10 protein-coding genes and 1 tRNA gene are annotated in these 19,837 nt (G+C 33.3%); 9 read left to right on the forward strand and 2 right to left on the reverse strand.

Annotated elements, in window-relative coordinates; genetic code table 11:
- Positions 1 to 39: 39 nt before the first annotated feature.
- Together rpmA and rplU are read right to left on the reverse strand one after the other, a co-directional pair.
- Positions 40 to 300 carry a 50S ribosomal protein L27 gene (gene rpmA / locus EZM65_RS06630; protein WP_136667771.1) on the reverse strand — a complete coding sequence of 87 codons (261 nt, stop codon included), beginning with the start codon at positions 298 to 300 and terminating at the stop codon, positions 40 to 42.
- A gap of 25 nt (positions 301 to 325) precedes the next feature.
- On the reverse strand, positions 326 to 754 hold the full coding sequence (gene rplU / locus EZM65_RS06635; protein WP_136667772.1) for a 50S ribosomal protein L21: 429 nt from the start codon (positions 752 to 754) through the stop codon (positions 326 to 328).
- A gap of 601 nt (positions 755 to 1,355) precedes the next feature.
- On the opposite strand from rplU, the gene EZM65_RS06640 reads away from it, so the two are divergent.
- The 9 genes from EZM65_RS06640 to EZM65_RS06680 all read left to right on the forward strand — a co-directional run bounded on the left by EZM65_RS06640 (position 1,356) and on the right by EZM65_RS06680 (position 19,815).
- Positions 1,356 to 1,952, forward strand: coding sequence for a peroxiredoxin (locus EZM65_RS06640; protein ID WP_248574829.1), 597 nt, complete (start codon positions 1,356 to 1,358; stop codon positions 1,950 to 1,952).
- Between the two features lie 29 nt (positions 1,953 to 1,981).
- Entirely contained in the window at positions 1,982 to 2,836 is an 855-nt protein-coding gene (locus EZM65_RS06645; RefSeq protein WP_136667774.1) for a hypothetical protein, read from the forward strand.
- A gap of 241 nt (positions 2,837 to 3,077) precedes the next feature.
- Positions 3,078 to 3,668, forward strand: a complete 591-nt coding sequence (locus EZM65_RS06650; protein WP_136667775.1) for a PAS domain-containing protein — start codon at positions 3,078 to 3,080, stop codon at positions 3,666 to 3,668.
- 62 nt (positions 3,669 to 3,730) lie between these two features.
- On the forward strand, positions 3,731 to 4,498 hold the full coding sequence (locus tag EZM65_RS06655) for a TatD family hydrolase (RefSeq protein ID WP_136667776.1): 768 nt from the start codon (positions 3,731 to 3,733) through the stop codon (positions 4,496 to 4,498).
- Positions 4,499 to 4,603: 105 nt separating this feature from the next.
- Positions 4,604 to 5,740, forward strand: a complete 1,137-nt coding sequence (locus EZM65_RS06660) for a 1-acyl-sn-glycerol-3-phosphate acyltransferase (RefSeq protein ID WP_136667777.1) — start codon at positions 4,604 to 4,606, stop codon at positions 5,738 to 5,740.
- Positions 5,724 to 6,758, forward strand: a complete 1,035-nt coding sequence (locus tag EZM65_RS06665) for an asparaginase (RefSeq protein WP_136667778.1) — start codon at positions 5,724 to 5,726, stop codon at positions 6,756 to 6,758. The genes EZM65_RS06660 and EZM65_RS06665 overlap by 17 nt, the downstream gene beginning before the upstream one ends.
- Positions 6,759 to 6,766: 8 nt before the next feature.
- Positions 6,767 to 6,853, forward strand: a tRNA-Ser gene (locus tag EZM65_RS06670).
- A 1,188-nt stretch (positions 6,854 to 8,041) separates the two neighbouring features.
- Positions 8,042 to 11,878 carry a Pnap_2097 family protein gene (locus tag EZM65_RS06675; RefSeq protein ID WP_136667779.1) on the forward strand — a complete coding sequence of 1,279 codons (3,837 nt, stop codon included), beginning with the start codon at positions 8,042 to 8,044 and terminating at the stop codon, positions 11,876 to 11,878.
- A 17-nt stretch (positions 11,879 to 11,895) separates the two neighbouring features.
- Positions 11,896 to 19,815 carry an amino acid adenylation domain-containing protein gene (locus EZM65_RS06680; protein ID WP_371682994.1) on the forward strand — a complete coding sequence of 2,640 codons (7,920 nt, stop codon included), beginning with the start codon at positions 11,896 to 11,898 and terminating at the stop codon, positions 19,813 to 19,815.
- Positions 19,816 to 19,837 lie beyond the last annotated feature (22 nt).

The following is a 19,837-nucleotide window of genomic DNA, read 5'->3' on the forward strand; positions in this document are numbered from 1 at the left end:
CTCGCAATGCGAACGCTTTATACTTTAAGTTCTTAAAGACTAAGCTTCAAAAGGAACAATAGAAACAAATGATTTGTTTTCTCCTTTTTTCTGGAACTTCACTACGCCGTCAACTTTAGCATGTAAAGTATGATCTTTCCCCATGTAAACATTTTCACCTGGGTTGTGCTTAGAACCTCTTTGTCTTACGATGATATTACCAGCCATTGCAGCTTGGCCACCAAAGATCTTAACGCCTAAACGTTTCGATTCTGATTCTCTACCATTCTTCGAACTACCGACACCTTTCTTGTGAGCCATGATGTATTGGTTTTATAAGTTAATATTATTCGTTAGTATCTTCTTTTTTAGCTTTAGCAGCTTTCTTTTTAGGAGCAGTTTCATCTGCAGCTACTTCAGCTTTAGGAGCAGTTTCTTTTTTAGGAGCAGCTTTTTTTGCACCTGAAGCAGAAATTCCTTCAACTAAAATTTGTGTAAGATACTGTCTGTGACCGTTTCTTTTTTTGTAACCTTTTCTTCTTTTCTTTTTGAAAACAATTACTTTATCACCTTTTAAGTGTTGTAACACTTTAGCTTCTACTGAAGCACCTTCTATAGCTGGGGCGCCTAAAGTTACGTTTCCGTTATCATCTAATAAAAGAACTTTATCAAAAGAAACTTTTGATCCTTCTTCATTAGCTAGACGGTGTACGAATACTTTTTGGTCTTTGCTTACTTTAAATTGTTGCCCTGCTATCTCTACGATTGCGTACATAACAATGATGTTTAATTAAATTTTAAGTGTGCAAATATACAACTTATATCGATATCAACAACGTATGAATAAAAAAAATATTTTTCAAATGAAAAAAATTGTAATTCCTTTATATACAACTGTTTATTAATGACTTTTTAAAAGCAAAAAATTAAATTTTTCATAATAGCTTTTTCTCATTTCTGTTCACCGTAATTTGCTTGATACTTAACTTAAGTATTAAGCTTTTATAGATAATGAAGTTGTTCTTCATAGTTTTTACTGTATCGATTTAAAGTGTTAGGTTTATATGTATGATTGAATTGAAGTATAATGTTCCGAAATTGTTCATAATGAATTAATATTCTTGTTATGGTAGAGGAAATTGTTTTTATTAACTTCTGGTCCAGAAGGTTATTATTTTGACATGATGAAGATCTTTTTATTACCAAAAAAGGTAGGTCTCATCGCTAAAAATCGTGAAGCGTTTGTCTCAAAAATTAATGAGGTAAAAAAAACATAAGAAATTTCATGCATTTCGTCGATTTTATTTTTAACTCTACTAATTTTTGCTTAATATTATTAAGTGTTTATAAAATATTAACTAAATGTATTGTTTGTGATGAGAAAATTACTTTTGTCATTATGGCTTGTAATACTTTTTGGAGCTATTTCAGTTTTATTTTGGAGAAATGAATACAAATATAGTTTGCCAACTCCAATTCCTGAAAACTATAAGGAAATTGCCATAGGCGATCAAATTGATTTTGGGAAATTGATAAAATTTGAAAATAAGCCGGTTTTTATTCATTTTTTTAATCCTAATTGTCCTTGTTCAAGATTTAATGTGCCTCATGTGAGGAGCCTTATAAAAAAATACGAAAAGGCAATTGATTTTAAAATTGTAGTGCTTAACAAGGAGAAAGATTTTAGTGTTCGGGAAATTCAAGAAAAGTTTGATTCTAAAGTGCCAGTATTCTTTGATGAGACCATTGCAAAAAACTGTGGAGTCTTTTCAACACCTCAGGCAGTATTGATAGATGCTACTCACCATCTCTATTATAGAGGAAACTATAACAAAACTAGATATTGTACAAACGCTGACAGTAACTATGCTCAAATGGCGATAGACTCACTTATATATAAAAGCGATAAGCCAATGTTTGATACTTTAGCTTTAAGAGCATATGGATGCTCGTTACCCAAGTGTACCAAATAATCAAATATTAACAAACAAACCTAATTATTATGAAGCCAAAAGCAACCTTGAATGAACAAGATTACATTCATCATTTTATGTCTACAATGACTCAAAGGTCAGACACTATTATTAACTATATTCTTGCAATTTACTATCTTTTCGGGATTGCAATAGCATATAAATATGATACATGGGAAATTGGAATAGGTGTAGGAACATTGAATTTGATAATTTATTATTCTACTAAATTTTTCTTGAAAAAATCAAAAGCATATCAGTATATACTAAGTGTGGTTTTGGCTATTTTCATGGCACAATATATTTATCAAATGCACGGGATGTTTGAAATGCATTTTACCGTTTTTATTGCGAGTACCATTTTAATTATTTATCAAGATTGGAAATTGCAATTACCGCTTACTTTTCTGGTTGTTTTGCATCATGGGGGATTAGCTTATTTACAGAATAATATTTATACGGATCCTAAAGGTCTACAAGTTTATTTTTCACAGGTTAATTTTGATACTGAGACTTTTCTTATCCATGTAGTTCTGGCTGCAGTTGTGTTTTTTATGAATGGTTATTGGGCTTATTATTTTAAAGAACATAGTAAAAATCATATTTCTAAAATATCAGGGGAGTATGAAGTAGAAAATATCAAATTAGCCTCAGCTAAATACTCTACAGCTTCGCAAAATCAAGAATTTAGTAATTTTGTTTATAATACTTCTCAGAATTTGAAATTCCCTTTAAGTTCGGTTTTAAGTGCTATCGATGTTGCTAAAACAAAAACTGACAACGATGAGATTATTGCTCATTTTGAACAAATTAAAGAAGAGACGAAAAAAATCGACACTTTAGTTAATGATATTTTTATCAAATCAATAGCGATTAAAAATTAAGCCTGTAGACAAAATTAAATTTGCAAGAAAAAACTTAAAAATCATTTATTTTATTCTGTTGCATTTGTATATTTGTGTAGCATCGATTAGCTGTTGATATAGTTTTATATTCTAAATTTGATCGTTTCTTGTTTTTTAGAATTTGATGCAAACATATTTTATAAGTTAATAAATGATAAAGAATAAATAGATGTAATAATAATCAATATAAAAAACTAACAAACATTCTTAATTAAAACTTATGGAAACAAGAACACCTAAGCCAATTCCGTCAGAAAGAGAAGTAGATTGGGACAAAAATAAAATTTTGTTAAGTAAAACAGATAGAAAAGGAACTATTTTGTACGCGAATGAGGATTTTATCGATGTTTCCGGTTATGATGAATTTGAGTTAATTGGTCAGCCTCACAACATTGTTAGACATCCGGATATGCCTAAAGTTATATTTAAAATTTTATGGGATAATATTAAAGGAGGGAAAGATGTTCATGCTATTTTGAAAAATATGTCAAAAACAGGAAGATATTATTGGGTGGTTACACAATTTAAGATTATTTCTGATTCTGATGGCGAAATTGTTGGCTATCTGGGCACTAGAAAATCTGTTTCTCAAGATATAGTGACAAAATTTATTGAACCGTTATACAAAAAATTATTACATATTGAACATGCTAGTGGACTATCTGCATCCGAAGATTATTTGATAGGATTCCTAGAAGAGCGTAGTAAAACTTATAATGAATACATAGATAATTTAATAGGTACCGGAAAAGACGAAAAAGGAAAACCTAAAGCAAGTTTTTTAGGGGGGCTTTTTGGAAATAAAAAATAGATAAAAGAATTTTAAATAAAAAAACCGACTTAGTTATAAGTCGGTTTTTTTATTTTTGTTGCATGATTTTGACTGATACCCATACTCATTTATATTCATCGCAATTTGCTGAAGACAGACAGGAGGTGATTCAAGCGGCTATAGATAAAGGTGTTGCTCGTTTTTTTATCCCTGCTATTGATTCGTCATATGCGAATCGTATGTATGATTTAGAAGCACAATATTCTGAAAATATCTTTTTGATGATGGGTCTGCATCCGTGTTATGTTAAAGAAAATTACGAAGAGGAATTGGCTTTTGTTGAGGCAGAGTTTGCAAGAAGAAAATTTTACGCAGTAGGTGAGATAGGAATCGACTTGTATTGGGATAAAACTACATTGGAGATTCAAAAAGTTGCATTTCAACGCCAAATCCAATTAGCTAAAAAGTATAAGTTGCCTATTAATATTCATTGTAGAGACGCTTTTAATGAAATTTTTGAAGTTTTGGAATTAGAAAAGGATGATGATTTATTTGGAATCTTCCATTGTTTTTCAGGTGATTTGGAACAAGCTCAAAAAGCAATCTCTTATGGAATGAAATTGGGTATTGGTGGCGTAGTCACTTTTAAGAATGGAAAAATTGACCAGTTTTTGAATCAAATAGATATCAAGCATATTGTTCTTGAGACTGACGCTCCTTATTTAGCACCTGTACCACATAGAGGTAAACGTAATGAAAGTGCTTACGTGACTTTGGTTGCGCAAAAGCTTTCTGAGCTTTATGGTCTTTCTATTGAAGAAATAGCAAGAATTACAACGAATAATTCTAAAGAGATTTTTGGAATTTAATGTTATTTATTTGTTAGGTTTTTTAGAAATTAGTAGGAATTTGATAATATATAACTTGAAATTGGGTAAATTTTCGTTCATTTGTAAGAGAAAATTGTAATTGAAATGTCAAAATTTGATGCCATTCGACCTTACTATGATGCCGAAGTAAATCTGGCTTTGCAAGACGCAGTAAATCATCCTATTATGAAGGCGATGATGAATTTTACTTTTCCCGGAGTTGATGATGAAGTATGGCAAAACCAATTGCGAAAGACACATTCAATAAGGGATTTTCAGTGTAATTTTATTTACGAAGCGATTCAAAAAGTTGTACAAAAGAGTTCTGATGGATTGTCAACTTCAGGTTTTGAAAAGTTAGAGCCTAATGCTTCGTATCTTTTTATTTCTAATCATAGGGATATTATTCTTGATACTTCTTTACTAAATATTTCACTTTTTGATTATGGGCTGGTGATGACAGCTTCTGCAATTGGTGATAATTTGGTTAAAAAAGATTTTCTTCGTTCGTTATCACGTTTAAATAGGAATTTTGTTGTGCAACGAGGTTTGCCACCACGTGAATTATTGCAAAGCTCTCAATTAATGTCTGAATATATTGAGCAATTGTTGCTTCGTGAAAACAGATCGGTTTGGATTGCGCAAAGAGAAGGAAGAACGAAAGACGGAAATGATGCAACCCATACAGGTGTATTGAAAATGCTTGCGATGGCAGCCGGCAACAGAGATGTTATTGATTATTTCAGGCAGATAAAAATAGTACCGGTTTCAATTTCCTACGAATATGACCCTACAGATGCTTTGAAAATGCCTCAGTTAATGGCTGAAGCCAATAATGAAGTATATGTTAAAAGTTCAAATGAGGATTTTAATAATATACTTAGTGGTATTATTGGACAGAAAAGGCATATTCATATCCATGTTGGAGATATTCTGGATAGTGAATTGGATATAATTAAAGCAGAAAATTCCAATTCGAATAAGCAAATACAGGCAATTGTGCAGTTGATAGATGATGCTATTCTGCAGTCGTATCATTTATGGCCGACTAATTTTATTGCCTATGATCTGCTTTTTAAAACCGACAGATTCAAAGACAGATATACTGAGCAGGAGAAGTCATTATTCGGCCGCAGGTTGGAAATGCGAATCGATGGTAAAAACCAACAAATGGTGGAAGGATTCCTGTCAATGTATGCAAATCCTGTGGTTAATAAACTAAAATATGACAACAATATCTAAACCTAATATTTTATTACTCTACACAGGAGGTACTATTGGTATGGTTAAAGATACTGATACCGGTGCCTTGGTTGCTTTTAACTTTAATAAATTACTGAAAAATATTCCTGAGTTAAAACTTCTGGATTGTAATATAGCTACTATTTCATTTGATAAGCCCATTGATTCTTCAAATATGAACATTGAAGGATGGGTGAAAATTGCTCAGATGATTGAGGATAACTATCAGCAGTATGATGGTTTTGTGGTGCTGCATGGTTCGGATACTATGTCGTATTCGGCTTCTGCATTAAGTTTTATGTTGGAAAATCTTGAAAAGCCTGTTGTTTTTACCGGCTCACAATTACCTATTGGAGATTTGCGTACTGATGCCAAAGAAAATCTGATAACAGCTATTCAGGTTGCATCTCTGCAGGAAAACGGAAAACCTCAGGTGGCTGAAGTCTGTTTGTATTTTGAATATAAATTATATAGAGGGAATCGTACTACTAAAATAAGTGCTGAACATTTCAATGCTTTTACATCACCAAATTTCCCAAGTCTGGCAGAGTCCGGTGTGCATTTGAAAGTTAATGAAGAGTATCTTTTTAAAAAAAATAGTACAAAGCAACTACAGGTCAATTCTAAATTCGATGCGAATGTGGCAATAGTTAAAATTTTTCCCGGCTTGAACGAGTCAGTAATTAAAGCTATTTTGTCAATCCCGGATTTAAAAGGTGTGGTTCTTGAAACTTATGGTTCAGGTAATGCGCCAACAGAAGACTGGTTTGTAGGTCAATTGGAAGAAGCAATTAAAAAAGGAATACATATAATTAATGTAACCCAATGTTCGGGCGGCAGTGTTAATATGGGGCAGTATGAGACCAGTTCGCAGTTGAAGCAAATAGGTGTAATATCAGGGAAAGATATAACTACAGAGGCTGCAATAACAAAATTAATGTATTTATTAGGTCAAAATGTTGCAGGTAACGTTTTTAAGACTATTTTTGAAACCTCTTTAAGAGGAGAGATGGAATAAATAAAAATAGAGAGGTGTCCGAGTGGTTGAAGGAGCAAGCCTGGAAAGTTTGTATGTGGGTAACTGCATCGTGGGTTCGAATCCCATCCTCTCTGCAAGCCAAAAGGCAAATTAGAACTGACAAACTTTTAAATAATAGATATTAAGGTTTTTTTAGTGAAATGGCTTTTTTAACTTAATAATCTCAAATGAGTTTTTAGAGTTCTTAAAATTAATTTCAAGATATTGTTTGGTTTGTGGGCAGAAAAACTAAAATGAAAGATTGTAATGACTTCACTAGAAACCTGACCATAAACCACTATAATTTTAAAAGTAAGAATTACGTTTTTAAGCTTTCCAATCTCAATGATGATTCTCACGAAAAAAATTTGCTGAACCACTTTAAGCATGAAATTTGGAGCAATAAAAGCATTTCCATCACCAATACCTCTATCGTTAAAAGCATCATTAAATAATATAATTTTACAAAGTTTTTTTATGCTTTGAATAGCAAGGGAAATTGAAAACCTTCTATAAAGATAAAGAAATCCTTATGCTCCAAACTATAATGTTAAAGGCAAATTTTAGTTTCATAACAAAACCTCGACTTTATCAGAGATATTTTTACTATCCGAAAAATTAGATGTAGTAAAACACAATAACTCAGTTGCTGAACTATTTTTTATGTTATTGATAACTATTTAATTAAGACTTGTTGAAAGGTATAATTTGAGTTTGCTAAACAAGGTGAAGTATAACATAATTATATCCAAAAATCAAATCTACAATATTGTTTATCTGGTTATTGTTTTGACGATTTTGTAGCCGGACAACAAATCAAAATGATAGGAAGAAACTTTTTTCAATGTCATAACAGGATACTCATTTTACACTCTTAGTTTTTTTAATTGAATCAGTAAAACAAACAGGACAGCAAATATTTTAGCTTCAGAAATTTAAAAAATACCACTGCTAACATACTTCAATTATGGATGTTAAGTGTATTTAATTAACCAGAATTTAAAATATAAGAGATAAAAGTGTCTTAAAGAAATGTTATATAATATTTAAAAAAAAGCGTAACATATTGGTAATTAGTAGTTTGTATTGTATAGGAAAAATTTTGTTAATTTTTAGTTTGTAGAAATGTTTTTAATCTATTTTAGCGCTTCGAAAAACTAACTAAAATGTGGCAAAATAATACAAATTTAATTTTAGATGTTGGGGAAAAGTTAAGTGTATTTATATTGAACTATAAATCTTTAATATAGGGAAATTCACTATAAATTTATTTTAACTTATTTATGAATAAAAAAATAGAAAAAGAGACTTTTTCTAATAGAAAATACACTCTTAACATGCCTCAAATGCATTGGGGGGGGATGTCTGAAAATTGGTTGTTGAAAGAATTAGGGGATATGCATTGGGCCATGATATCTGAAGGCTTAGGTGTTGAATCAGACAAGTTGATTGATGTTAATGGAGAACGACTTTATTCAAGCTTTGTTCGACTTCGTTGGGAAAGTAGTGTTAGTCTATTTACAGTTAAAGAAAATCAAGAAATAACCTTAAATAGCAAATTATCACGTTATGGAAGCAAAATGTTTTTTAGTGATAGTAATGTGATTTTTTCTGATAAAAAGCTATCAGCTTCTTTGATGTCTGTTTTTTCTTCTAGAACAGATGAAGATAATAAAGCATTAAAAAAAGGAACACCTCTGGTTTCAGATCCTGATAATATAAGAAAGCATAATAAATTACCTCTTTTCGCTTCAGAGTATCTTAATTTAAAAAAGGACTTTCTTTTATCTGCCGAAAATTTTAAAAATACAACTATAGAATTATCAGGAGTTTTATTTCGGATAGACGAAAAGCCTATTTATACTCAGGATTATACGATTGAACCTTTTGATGATATCAATGGAGTTGGTTTGATTTATTTTGCTTCATATTCTAAAATTAGTGATAAGTGTGAGCGTAATTATTTTCATGAACAAAATATTGGGAATAAAAAATGGAAAGATTGGGCATACAATAGCTCCTGTCTGGCAAGAGATATATTTTATTTTGGCAATGCTAATCCAAATGAAGAGTTAGTCTATCAATTGGAAGTTTGTAGGTTGATTGATGATACTAAAGTTCAAATGTCATCCTCTCTTTATCGTAAATCTGATGGACAGTTAATAGCTAAGATTTTCACGATTAAAGAATTTTCTGGATTAATACACCTGCATTCTGTAAATAAAAAAACAATAAAGGAAATGGTAAAAAAAGAAGTCCATTTGTCAAAAAAAAATGCTACAGGCAGGGAAACAGAAAGAAACGAAAATATATTCGTAAAATCATCTGATCTTGAAAAAGTAAAAAATACGATTTATGATAGAGAAGCAACTGATAAAATAATTATTGAATTTTTCTCTTCCATGTTGGAAGGAGAGGTTATCAATGAATCAACAGATTTAAGATTACTGGGGATAGAGTCTTTGATATATATGGAACTTTCTGAACATTTGAATAGTAAACTCCAGATCCGAAGCAATCCCAGTCGATTTTATGGATTGTCTACCGTGAAAGAGATCACTGATTATCTATTAAGTGAAAATAATGTAAATGTAATCACTCCCAAAAAAAATGTTTTAGTTGAACAAATTGAAAAAAAGTCTAATGAGGATTCTTTTGATGTTGCTATTATTGGTTCATCTTTTCGTTTTCCAGGAGCTAATAGCAAAGAAGACCTTTGGAAACTGTTAATAGAAGAAAAGTCTCAGATCAGTTCCACACCTCAAGATAGATTTAAATGGCCATTATGGGTTGATTTAAATTCAACACATGAAGGAATTAACCGAGCTGGATATATTAATGAGATAGATAAATTTGATGCTTCTTTTTTCAGAATCTCACCACGTGATGCAGAATTAATGGATCCGCAACAGAGAATATTGCTTGAGCTTACGTGGGAATTGTTAGAAGAATCAGGGTATAAAGCTTCAGAAATAAAAGGGAATAAAACGGGTGTTTTTATAGGGGCATCCGGAAGTGATTATGAACTCTTGTTAAGAGAAGATAAAAAGGATGAAACATTAACCAGTACAGGTACTTCGTTAGCAATACTAGCTAATAGGTTGTCTTATTTTTATGATTTTAACGGACCTAGTATTCAGATTGATACAGCTTGTTCCTCATCTTTAGTGGCTGTTCATGAAGCTATAAACTCTCTAAAATTAGGAGATTGCTCCCAAGTTATTGTTGGTGGAATTAATTTGATTTGTCATCCATCGAAAAGTTTGTCATATCATCAATCTAATATGTTGAGTGTTGATGGTAAATGTAAGGCATTTGATGAAAAAGCAAATGGATATGTTCGAGGAGAAGGTGCGGCGTTACTTTTTCTAAAACCTTTATCAAAAGCAGTGGAAGATGGAGATACAATTCAAGGAATTATTAAAGGTTCAGCTGTTAATAATGGAGGTCAATCGGGTGGGTTAACAGTGCCTAACCCTGAAAAACAAAGCGAACTTTTAAAAGAAGTATATGAACGGGCAAAAATAGATATCACTACTGTTAGTTATATCGAGGCACACGGAACAGGAACAAGTTTGGGTGACCCTATCGAAATAACTGGATTAACGAAATCGTTTCATTATTTAAATGAATCCACAACAAGTTCAGCTTGGTGTGGAATTGGATCTGTCAAAACAAATTTAGGTCATTTAGAAGCGGCTGCCGGGATGGCTGGAATATTAAAAGTATTACTGTCAATGAAAAATAGGCAGTTACCGGCAACAATAAATTTTGAAAAACTGAATTCAAAGATAGAATTACAAGGGAGCCCATTTTATATTCATTGTAAAACAACATTATGGGGAGTAGAATTTCCAAACAGTCCATTAAGAGCTGGTATCAGTAGTTTTGGAATTGGCGGGACCAATGCACACATTGTTATAGAAGAGTACCGTCCAGAGCCCAAAGATCAGTATGCAGGTACTTCTCCTGCAGTTATTCTTCTTTCTGCCAGGAATAAGGAGAGGCTTTATGATCAGGTGTTGAATTTAAAGCAGTATCTGAGTTCAAACTTAAGCACAAACCTTTACGATATAGCCTATACCTTACAGGTAGGCAGAGAGGCTATGGAAGAGAGACTGGCTTTTGTTTGCGTTGATGTACCAGAGCTTTTAAAACATCTTACCGGTTATCTTGAAGGAAAGTCATCGGATTATCTTAGCGGGAATATCAAAAAAGAGAAGTCGGATTTTTTATTGAACGGCGGAGCTGGACAGGCTTATATTGATTATGCTTTATCACATAAGGAAATCGGTGCATTGGCACAGTTATGGGTAAAAGGTGTTAGTGTCGACTGGTATCTGCTGTATCCTGACAATAAGCCTGAAAAGATCAGTCTGCCGTCTTATCCTTTTGCCAGAGAGCGGTATTGGATTCCTGAGCAGGCTGAGCCTGCAGTATACTTTAGCGCAGGCAGGCTGCATCCGTTGCTTCACAGCAACAGTTCAAATTTTAAAGAGCAAAAATATACAAGTGTTTACACAGGCAGAGAGTCTTTCTTTACGGATCATCAAGTACAAGGAGAAATGATATTGCCTGGTGTTGCTTATCTGGAACTTGCCCGGGAAGCGGGTGCGCAGTCTCTGGAGGCGGCAGTTACCCAACTCAGGGAGGTAAGCTGGTTACGTCCTATCCGTGTAAAGGGTACCCCAGAGAAGGTTGAGATCAGTCTTTACCCTTCGGGTGATGATGTTGCTTATGAGGTTTATACGCAAAGCCAAGGGGTTGAACAGTTGCATAGTCAGGGAATTCTTAGTGTAAAAGATCAGGCTGTACCTGAAAATCAGGATTTAGTATCAATTAAAAACAGGCTAAAACAAACCAAGGAAGGGGCATCATGTTATAGGCTATTTAGAGAGAGAGGGATTGATTTTGGTACAAGCTTCCAGGGGATAGAACTTTTTTACTATAGTGAAACTGAAGCCCTTTCCAGAATCAGTCTTCCTAAACAGCAGGGCTGTGTTCTTACGCCTGGAATACTGGATAGTGCTATCCAAACCTGTATCGCCTGGGTCAATTTTGATCAGGGAAATACAGGTTTAGAAGTACCTTTTAGCGTAAGAGAAGTTACTNCGGATTAAATTTTGATAAAGAGACAATAAATTTAGAAGTACCTTTTAGCGTAAGAGAAGTTACTATTTATAAGGAATTACCTGAAAATCTTTGGAGTTATGCCAGAAAGAGCGGTAGCAATAAAGCGTCAGGTAAGGTAATGAGTTACGATATCGATTTGCTGAACGACGCAGGAGAAGTCCTTCTGAGTTTTAAAGATTTTGTGACCCTTCCTTTGGAAGGTATTTCAACTGTGGATAATTCAGCTGTGGCTGAAGAATCGGAAGGGGTTTATTTATATGATACGATTTGGCAGGAGTCTTTGCTTTGTGAAGTTCCGGAACAATCTTCTTTTGCTTCGGGATTGATTCTATTAGCGGGAGGTCCGGCGATTTTGGCAGATCATCTTAAGGAGTCACTGGAGATAGAAGTAGAATTGATAGGCGGTGACACACCGGAATCCTATTTTGTGGATGTATTGGATAAAGTAAAAGAGAAACTAGTGGAGAAGGGCTCGTGTGAGCTGGTGCTGGTTTATCAAAATTCGGACTATACAGACTACGGTTTTGTTTCAGGACTTTTGAAGACAGCAGTCCATGAAAACCCTAGATTCAGAGGCAGGACAATAGGTGTTGACAGTTTGTCAATCCAGCATAGGCAAGAGCTTATCGGTATTTTGGAAGCAGAACAAAATTCGAAAGATATAGAAGTCCGCTATAAAGATGGGAAAAGGGAAGTTAAAACGCTTGAGCGTATACCTGAATTACTGGATTCTCAGGGGTCAAACCCTATAAAAGAAGGAGGGGTGTACCTTATTACCGGTGGAGCAGGCGGTTTAGGGCTTATTTTTGCAGAGTACATAAGCAGGACCAAAGACACAAGGGTTATCCTTACAGGCAGGACAGAGCCGGGTCTTAGTTTAAAAGAAACGCTTTTAAAACTGCCAAATGCTGTGTATCACCGCTGTGATGTGAGTAATAAGCCGGAAGTGTTTTCTTTGATTGATATGATAAAATCCACATATTCTAAACTGGATGGAGTCATTCATAGTGCCGGAGTTATCCGTGACAGCTTTATTGTCAGGAAAACAAAAGAAGAACTTCATCAGGTACTGAGTCCTAAAATATCCGGGGTTAAAAATCTAGACGAAGCCACCAGGGACGAAGCACTTGATTTTATGGTTTACTTTTCTTCCATAGCAGGAGTGCTGGGCAATGTGGGTCAGTCAGATTATGCCTCTGCCAATGCGTATTTGGATAATTATGCCCAATACCGTACCGGTGAGCAAGCCAAAGGGCATCGGCATGGCAGGACACTGAGTATCAATTGGCCGTTATGGGAAGAAGGAGGTATGCAGGTTGATGCAGAAGCTAAAAAGCACATGGAAACCCAATGGGGCATACTTCCATTGCCTGCAGAGGCCGGATGTACTGCTTTTGAAACATTGTTAAAGAATAATTCGAATCAGGGCATTGTGGCTTTTGGGAAAGCGAGTAAAATAGTCAATATACTTTTAAAAGAAGAAACAAAAATAGAGAAACCTTTAAATGTATTAGTTCCAATCGGAGATGAACTGAGCAAGTTGAAAGCGGCATCAATAAGCTACATCAGAGGACTGTTATGCAAAGAATTAAGACTGCCGGAAGATAGACTAGAGTTAGACGCTCCTTTTGAAAAGTACGGAATAGATTCGATATTGATTAGTAAATTAACGAACCGTTTAGAGGAGGTTTTTGGTCAGATTCCAAAGACGTTATTTTTTGAGTATCAAACATTAGGAGAACTTGTAGAGTATTTTATAGAAAAACACACTTTTAGATTACAAGAGGTAACAGATCATTTTGCAGAAAATGGTGCCAGTTCTTTAAGTACTGAGGTTGATTTAAAAAAATTAACTTCAAAAAATACAAGAATAGCATATAGAAATAATAAAAATATAAGGATAAAAGATTTCTTAAAAACAGAAGATATAGCCGTTGTAGCACTTGGAGGTATGTTTTCAGAAGCTTATAATCCAAGCCAATTGTGGTCTAAAGTTGCATTGGAAAAGGTGATGGAAAAGGCTGTAAAAGTGAATGGTACTGAGTATTTTTATGGACCAGTCAAAGAAACTTATGAAATAGATATAATTGAAAGATTGGGTTTCACTAAAAACAGTTTTTCTTTACTGAGCCGACAGCAACAAATGATATTCAGTGTTTTGGGACAAGCTATGGATGAAAACGATATAACTATAGATGATTTGTCTTCTAAAACAACAGGGGTATTTATAGGAGCACAAGAAGTCTCAGAAGATAAAAACAGTTTGGTTGAACAAAATCTTGATAATAATTTATCTTATTTAATACCTAACAAAGTATCATTTCAACTTAATCTAAAAGGACCTAGTGAAATAGTAAATACATATTGCACAAGTGTTTATGTTGCTTTACACAGGGCTATTCAAAGTATCAAATCAGGGGAATGTGATCAGGCAATAGTTGGAGGAGTGAATGTGATTTCTGAAAATGATTTCAAAAAGGGAGTCAACACTGAAATGAGTGAACTATTAAGTATTGACAAGAGAACTAAAAGCTTTTGTGACGATGGAACTGGTTTTGTTAGAAGTGAAGGTGCGGGAATATTAATTATCAAAAGCTTAAAACAGGCCAAAGTAGATAGTAATAGAATTTTAGCATTAATAAAAGGAAGCTCTGTTAAACATGGCGGACGCGGTTTTTCTTTAGAGGCACCAAATGCAAAAGGAATAAAAGAAGTTATACGTACCAGTATACGAAATGCAGGAATAGATTCAGCAACTATTGATTACATTGAGGCACATGGGATTGCCAACCGAATGGCAGATGCTATTGAACTCGGAGCAATCAGTGATGCTTATAATGAACTAAGTTCAAACCCTGACAAAAAGTGGCATATCAGCAGCATTAAACCAACAGTAGGCCATACTGAATTAGCTTCGGGAATGGCATCTATAATTAAAACTATTTATGCATTACAAAATAAAATAATACCAGGAATTCCTGGATTAGATATCCTTAATAAGGAATTTGACCCTGCTCATTCAATGATTCTTAAATCTGAATCTGCTCCATGGATAAACGGCAAGTACCCTAGACGGGTTGCCCTTAATGGTTATGCAGTTGGGGGTGTCAATGCTCATATTATCCTAGAAGAATATAAAGTGAATGAAGATTTTAATAGTTCAGATATCATTAAAATTGAAGACAGTATCTTGTCAGCTGAAACTAAAAATCTAGAAAGTGAACAGTTAGAATCACAAATAGATCAGAAATACATAGCTATATTATCTTCCTTGAGTCAAGAGATATTTAAGATGGATTTAGACAGTATTGATAAATCATCATCACCTATAGATTACAATTTAGACTCAGTTCAAATGATTCAATTTACAAGGCGAATCAACGAAACATTGAATCTGAACATTAAAATGGGGCAGATTTTAGGAGTTGACAACTTTAGTGATCTTTTTAATTTACTAGAGAAGGAATGGTTATCGGGCATGAATAGTAATCAAGATAGAGAAATTACCGAGGTCATTGATTTAGAAAAACTTTATGCTGTTTCTGAAGGTCAAAAAGGCTTGTGGTTCGTACAACATTTGGAACCGGATAACACCGCTTTTAATATACCTATAGCTTTCAGTTTTGCTGGAAAAGCAAATCATAATGATCTGGAAGAAACATTGAAATTAGTATTGAATGATTACCCTATTTTACGTGCTAATTTTATTGAACATCAAGATACAGGAGAAATTTTTCATAAAATAAATGACATTGAAAAATCACTGTTTTTGGATTATTGCAATATTGAAAATAGAAATAATATCAATGAGGAATTTTGGCAATTATTAAGAAAGCCATTTAATTTAAAAGAAGATAGCTTGGTTCGATTGTATATCCGATATGATCAAAGCGAAAACAAAACCTACATTTTATTTGTAATCCATCACATTGTTTTTGACGGAACATCTGCGATTCTATTTGTTAAATTATTTATGTCAAATTATCAAAAGTTCTTAAAGGGGGATGCTGTAGTTAGTAAAGAACAAGATCTTGCATACTTCGATTTTGTAGAATGGGAAAAACAATATACTTCCAGCCAAGAAGGTGAAGAAAACATGGCATACTGGCGTGAAAAGTTTCCAGATAGATTACCAGTATTGGCTTTACCTTATGATAGTGCACCATCTATAGAGCTGAAAACAAAAAAAGTTGGTTGTGAAATAGAAATAATTAAAAAAACGGAATTAGATCAGTTAAAGAAACTTGCCCGTGATTTAAACGTTAATTTATCAGTACTATTATTAAGTGTTTTTAATGTCCTTCTCCATAGATTGACCGGTGAAGAAGATATTGTAGTGCTTACACCAACAGCAGGACGACCAAAGCAAAAACATGAACAAAGCATAGGGTTTTATGTAAATATGATGATGACACGAAATACTGTTTCATCAAAAAATGAATTTAATACTCTTGTAAAAGATATAAAAAAGGAGTTTATTAATGGAATAAGTAATGCTGCTTACCCCTTTCCAAAGCTGATTTCGGAATTAAAACTTAATGGGGCCAATAGCAGAATGTCAAATTTTCAGGCATTTTATGCTTTTCAGAATATTTTTGACAAGAATGCTGACGATGAAATGATATTAATAGAAAGATTAAGTGATCAATTTCAAGAGACAGAAGAAGAATATTCTATGGAAATTTTTGATTTGCATGAAGAATTAGTGTTAAACTTAAAATACAATCAAAATTTATTTAAAGCATCAACAATTAAAAGACATCTTGGGTATTTTAAGCAATTGTTAACAGGTATTATTGAAGATCCAAATAAAATTATCAAAGACTATGAAATTCTTTCGAAAGAAGAGAAACAATTATTGTTAGTAGATTGGAATGATACTTCATCAGACTTTTCAAAAGAAAAAACAATTATTGATTTATTTGAAGAACAAGTCAATAATTCACCTGAAGCAATAGCTGTAGTCTTTGAAGATACTCATTTGACTTATAATGAACTAAATAATAAGGCAAATCAATTGGGCCATTATTTAATAGAACAGGGTATAAGGGAAGGTTCGCTTATTTCAATTTGTGTTGAGCGTAGCTTAGAGATGATTATTGGCATACTGGGAGTATTAAAGGCCGGAGCTGCATTTATACCTGTTGATCCTGAATATCCAAACGATCGTATTGCCTATATGTTGGATGATTCAGACGCTACTTTGGTACTTAGTACTTCCACTAGTAGAAAAAAAATTGAAACTAAACCAGATCTTCATATTGTTGAGTTGGATACTGATTGGAATACTATTAATGAGAAAGAAAAAATAAATCCACAAATAGAGCGAAAAGGTAAAAATCTTGCCTATATAATTTATACTTCAGGTTCTACAGGGAAACCCAAAGGAGTAATGATTGAGCATTCCGGATTGGTCAATTTATTCATTAGTCTGTCAAAAGAAATTGGTTTTGGGTCAAATTCATCTATTTTTTCCTTAGCAACATTTAGTTTTGATATGTCATATGTTGAATTGTTTTTACCTCTTATGGTAGGAGGTAAGTTTTTTATTATAAAGAAAGATATAGTTCAGGATGGGTTCAAACTAATAGAGAAAATAGACCAATATCGTCCTACACATTTGGAAGCTACTCCATCCGGCTGGCAATTACTGGTTAATTGTGGATGGAAAAATAAAGAGGACATAAAAATTCTGATTGGAGGAGAAGCATTAAATGAAAAAATTAAAGCAGAATTAACTAAAACCGGTAAAATATGGAATTTATATGGACCAACAGAAACGACGATTTGGTCTACAATTAAAAGAATTGGATCTGATGACGTTATATCTGTAGGTAAACCCTTAGCCAATACGAAAATTTATATTCTGGAAAAAGAAGGTTGTCATTTAAGGCCTATCGGAGTTTCTGGAGAGATATGTATTGGAGGAGCAGGTTTAGCTAGAGGGTACTTAAACTTACCAACTCTGACTACAGAGAAATTTATTCCTAATCCGTTTATTGATGAAACAAATTCAAGACTGTATCGTACAGGTGATTTGGGACGCTGGTTAGATGACGGTAATATTGAGTATATAGGAAGAATAGATGAGCAGGTAAAAATCCGAGGTTATCGCATTGAGTTGGGAGAAATTGAATCTGTATTGCTTCAAAGTAACTTGGTGAGCCAAGCAGTAATAGTTGTCAAAGGACAAGAAGATAGTAAACATTTAGCAGCTTATGTTGTTCCTAACGAGAAATTCAATCGATCAGAAATTATTAAATTTTTAAACAATAGACTTCCACAATACATGATTCCTATGATTGTTGAACTGGAGAAACTCCCATTAACACCAAATGGAAAAATAGACAGACGCTCATTGCCAGATATGAATAACTTAGTAAGCTATGACTATGTAGCCCCACGCAATGAATTAGAAGAAAAACTAGCTAAAACCTGGGAAGAGCTACTAAATATAGAACGGGTAGGAGTGAATGATAATTTTTTTGAATTAGGTGGTCATTCATTGCTGGCAACAAGATTAGTCTCAGCTATTCAAAAACAAGGTTATTCTATTAGTTTACAGGATGTTTTCAATGCCAGTACATTAAGTGATCTTGCAATTTACCTGGACTCCAGTGTTTTGTCTTTTGAAGAAAAGATAAACATACTACTAGGTGAAAGTGAAGGAATTCTATCAGGAAAAATTATTAGTGAAGGATCTCATACAGATATAGTAAAAGAGCAGAATAATCATTATGAAAATTATATTAATGATGCTTTTGAAAGTATTGATATTGAGAAAACTAATGACTACAATCATATACTACTGTTAGGCGCTACAGGATATTTAGGAATGCACCTTCTTCATGATTTACTCCAAAAAGAGGAACAACAGATTACAGTTGTCGTTAGGCCCGAAAAGAGTCAATCTGCAAATATCAGAATGGAGAATATGTATCAGTATTATTTTGAGCAGTCATTAGCTCCTTATTTAAAAAAACTTCATATTTTAGAAGGCGATGTTACAAATGAGTGTTTCGGATTAACAGAAGAAATTTACTTAAAATTACAAAATGAAGTAGATGTAATATTGAATTCAGCCGCTTACACAAAGCATTACGGCGATAAAATAATCTTTGATAAAGTTAATGTAAGGCTAATTCAGCATATGATTGATTTTGTCAAAAATCAATCATATAAAGCACATATTCACCACGTTTCTACGATGGGTATAATAGGTATGCCGAGTGAGAAAAAAGATGATGTTTTCTCAGAATTTGACATCGATAAAGGGCAATTGTTAGATACAGTTTATCAAAAGAGCAAGCTTAAAGCTGAAGTACTGCTAAATGAGGCTAGGGCAGATGGTTTGTCGGTAAGTATTTATCGTGTCAGTAATCTTACATTTCATTCTAAAACAGGGAAATTCCAATCAAACCCAGAAGATAATGCTTTTTATACAGTTCTCAGATCATTCTTAGAGATTGGTGTAATACCAAAAATAGATAGAGGTTTTGATGTTTCCTGTATAGATTGGATATCCGAGGCTGTAATATCAATGATGAATAAAAAAGAACTGCTAAATTTTAATTGGCAAATTAAAGATCCCGCAAGATTGTCAACAAAGCTTTTTGCTCAAACAGCCGAAGACTATGGCTTCAAAATTAAAGAGGTTGACTATATTGATTTTCTTAAGTTCATTCGTGATAATTATTCAAAATTTGAGGTGGCAATTGATAATGTGGTATTACATACAGGTATTATGAAGGATAAAAAAAGTGGAGAGACATTTCATGTAAGAAACGATTTAACTAATCGGGTCATGGAAATGCTGGAATTAGATTGGGATAATCCGGATGAATCCTCAGTTGTTAATATGCTCGATCATGCAACTCAAACAGGCTTCTTTGAAAGAAACATGTATAAGGAAAAAATGGTCTGATCGAATGAATAACAATAATATA

It is taken from the genome of Flavobacterium sp. H122 (assembly GCF_004959765.1).
In the GTDB taxonomy this organism is placed as follows: domain Bacteria; phylum Bacteroidota; class Bacteroidia; order Flavobacteriales; family Flavobacteriaceae; genus Flavobacterium.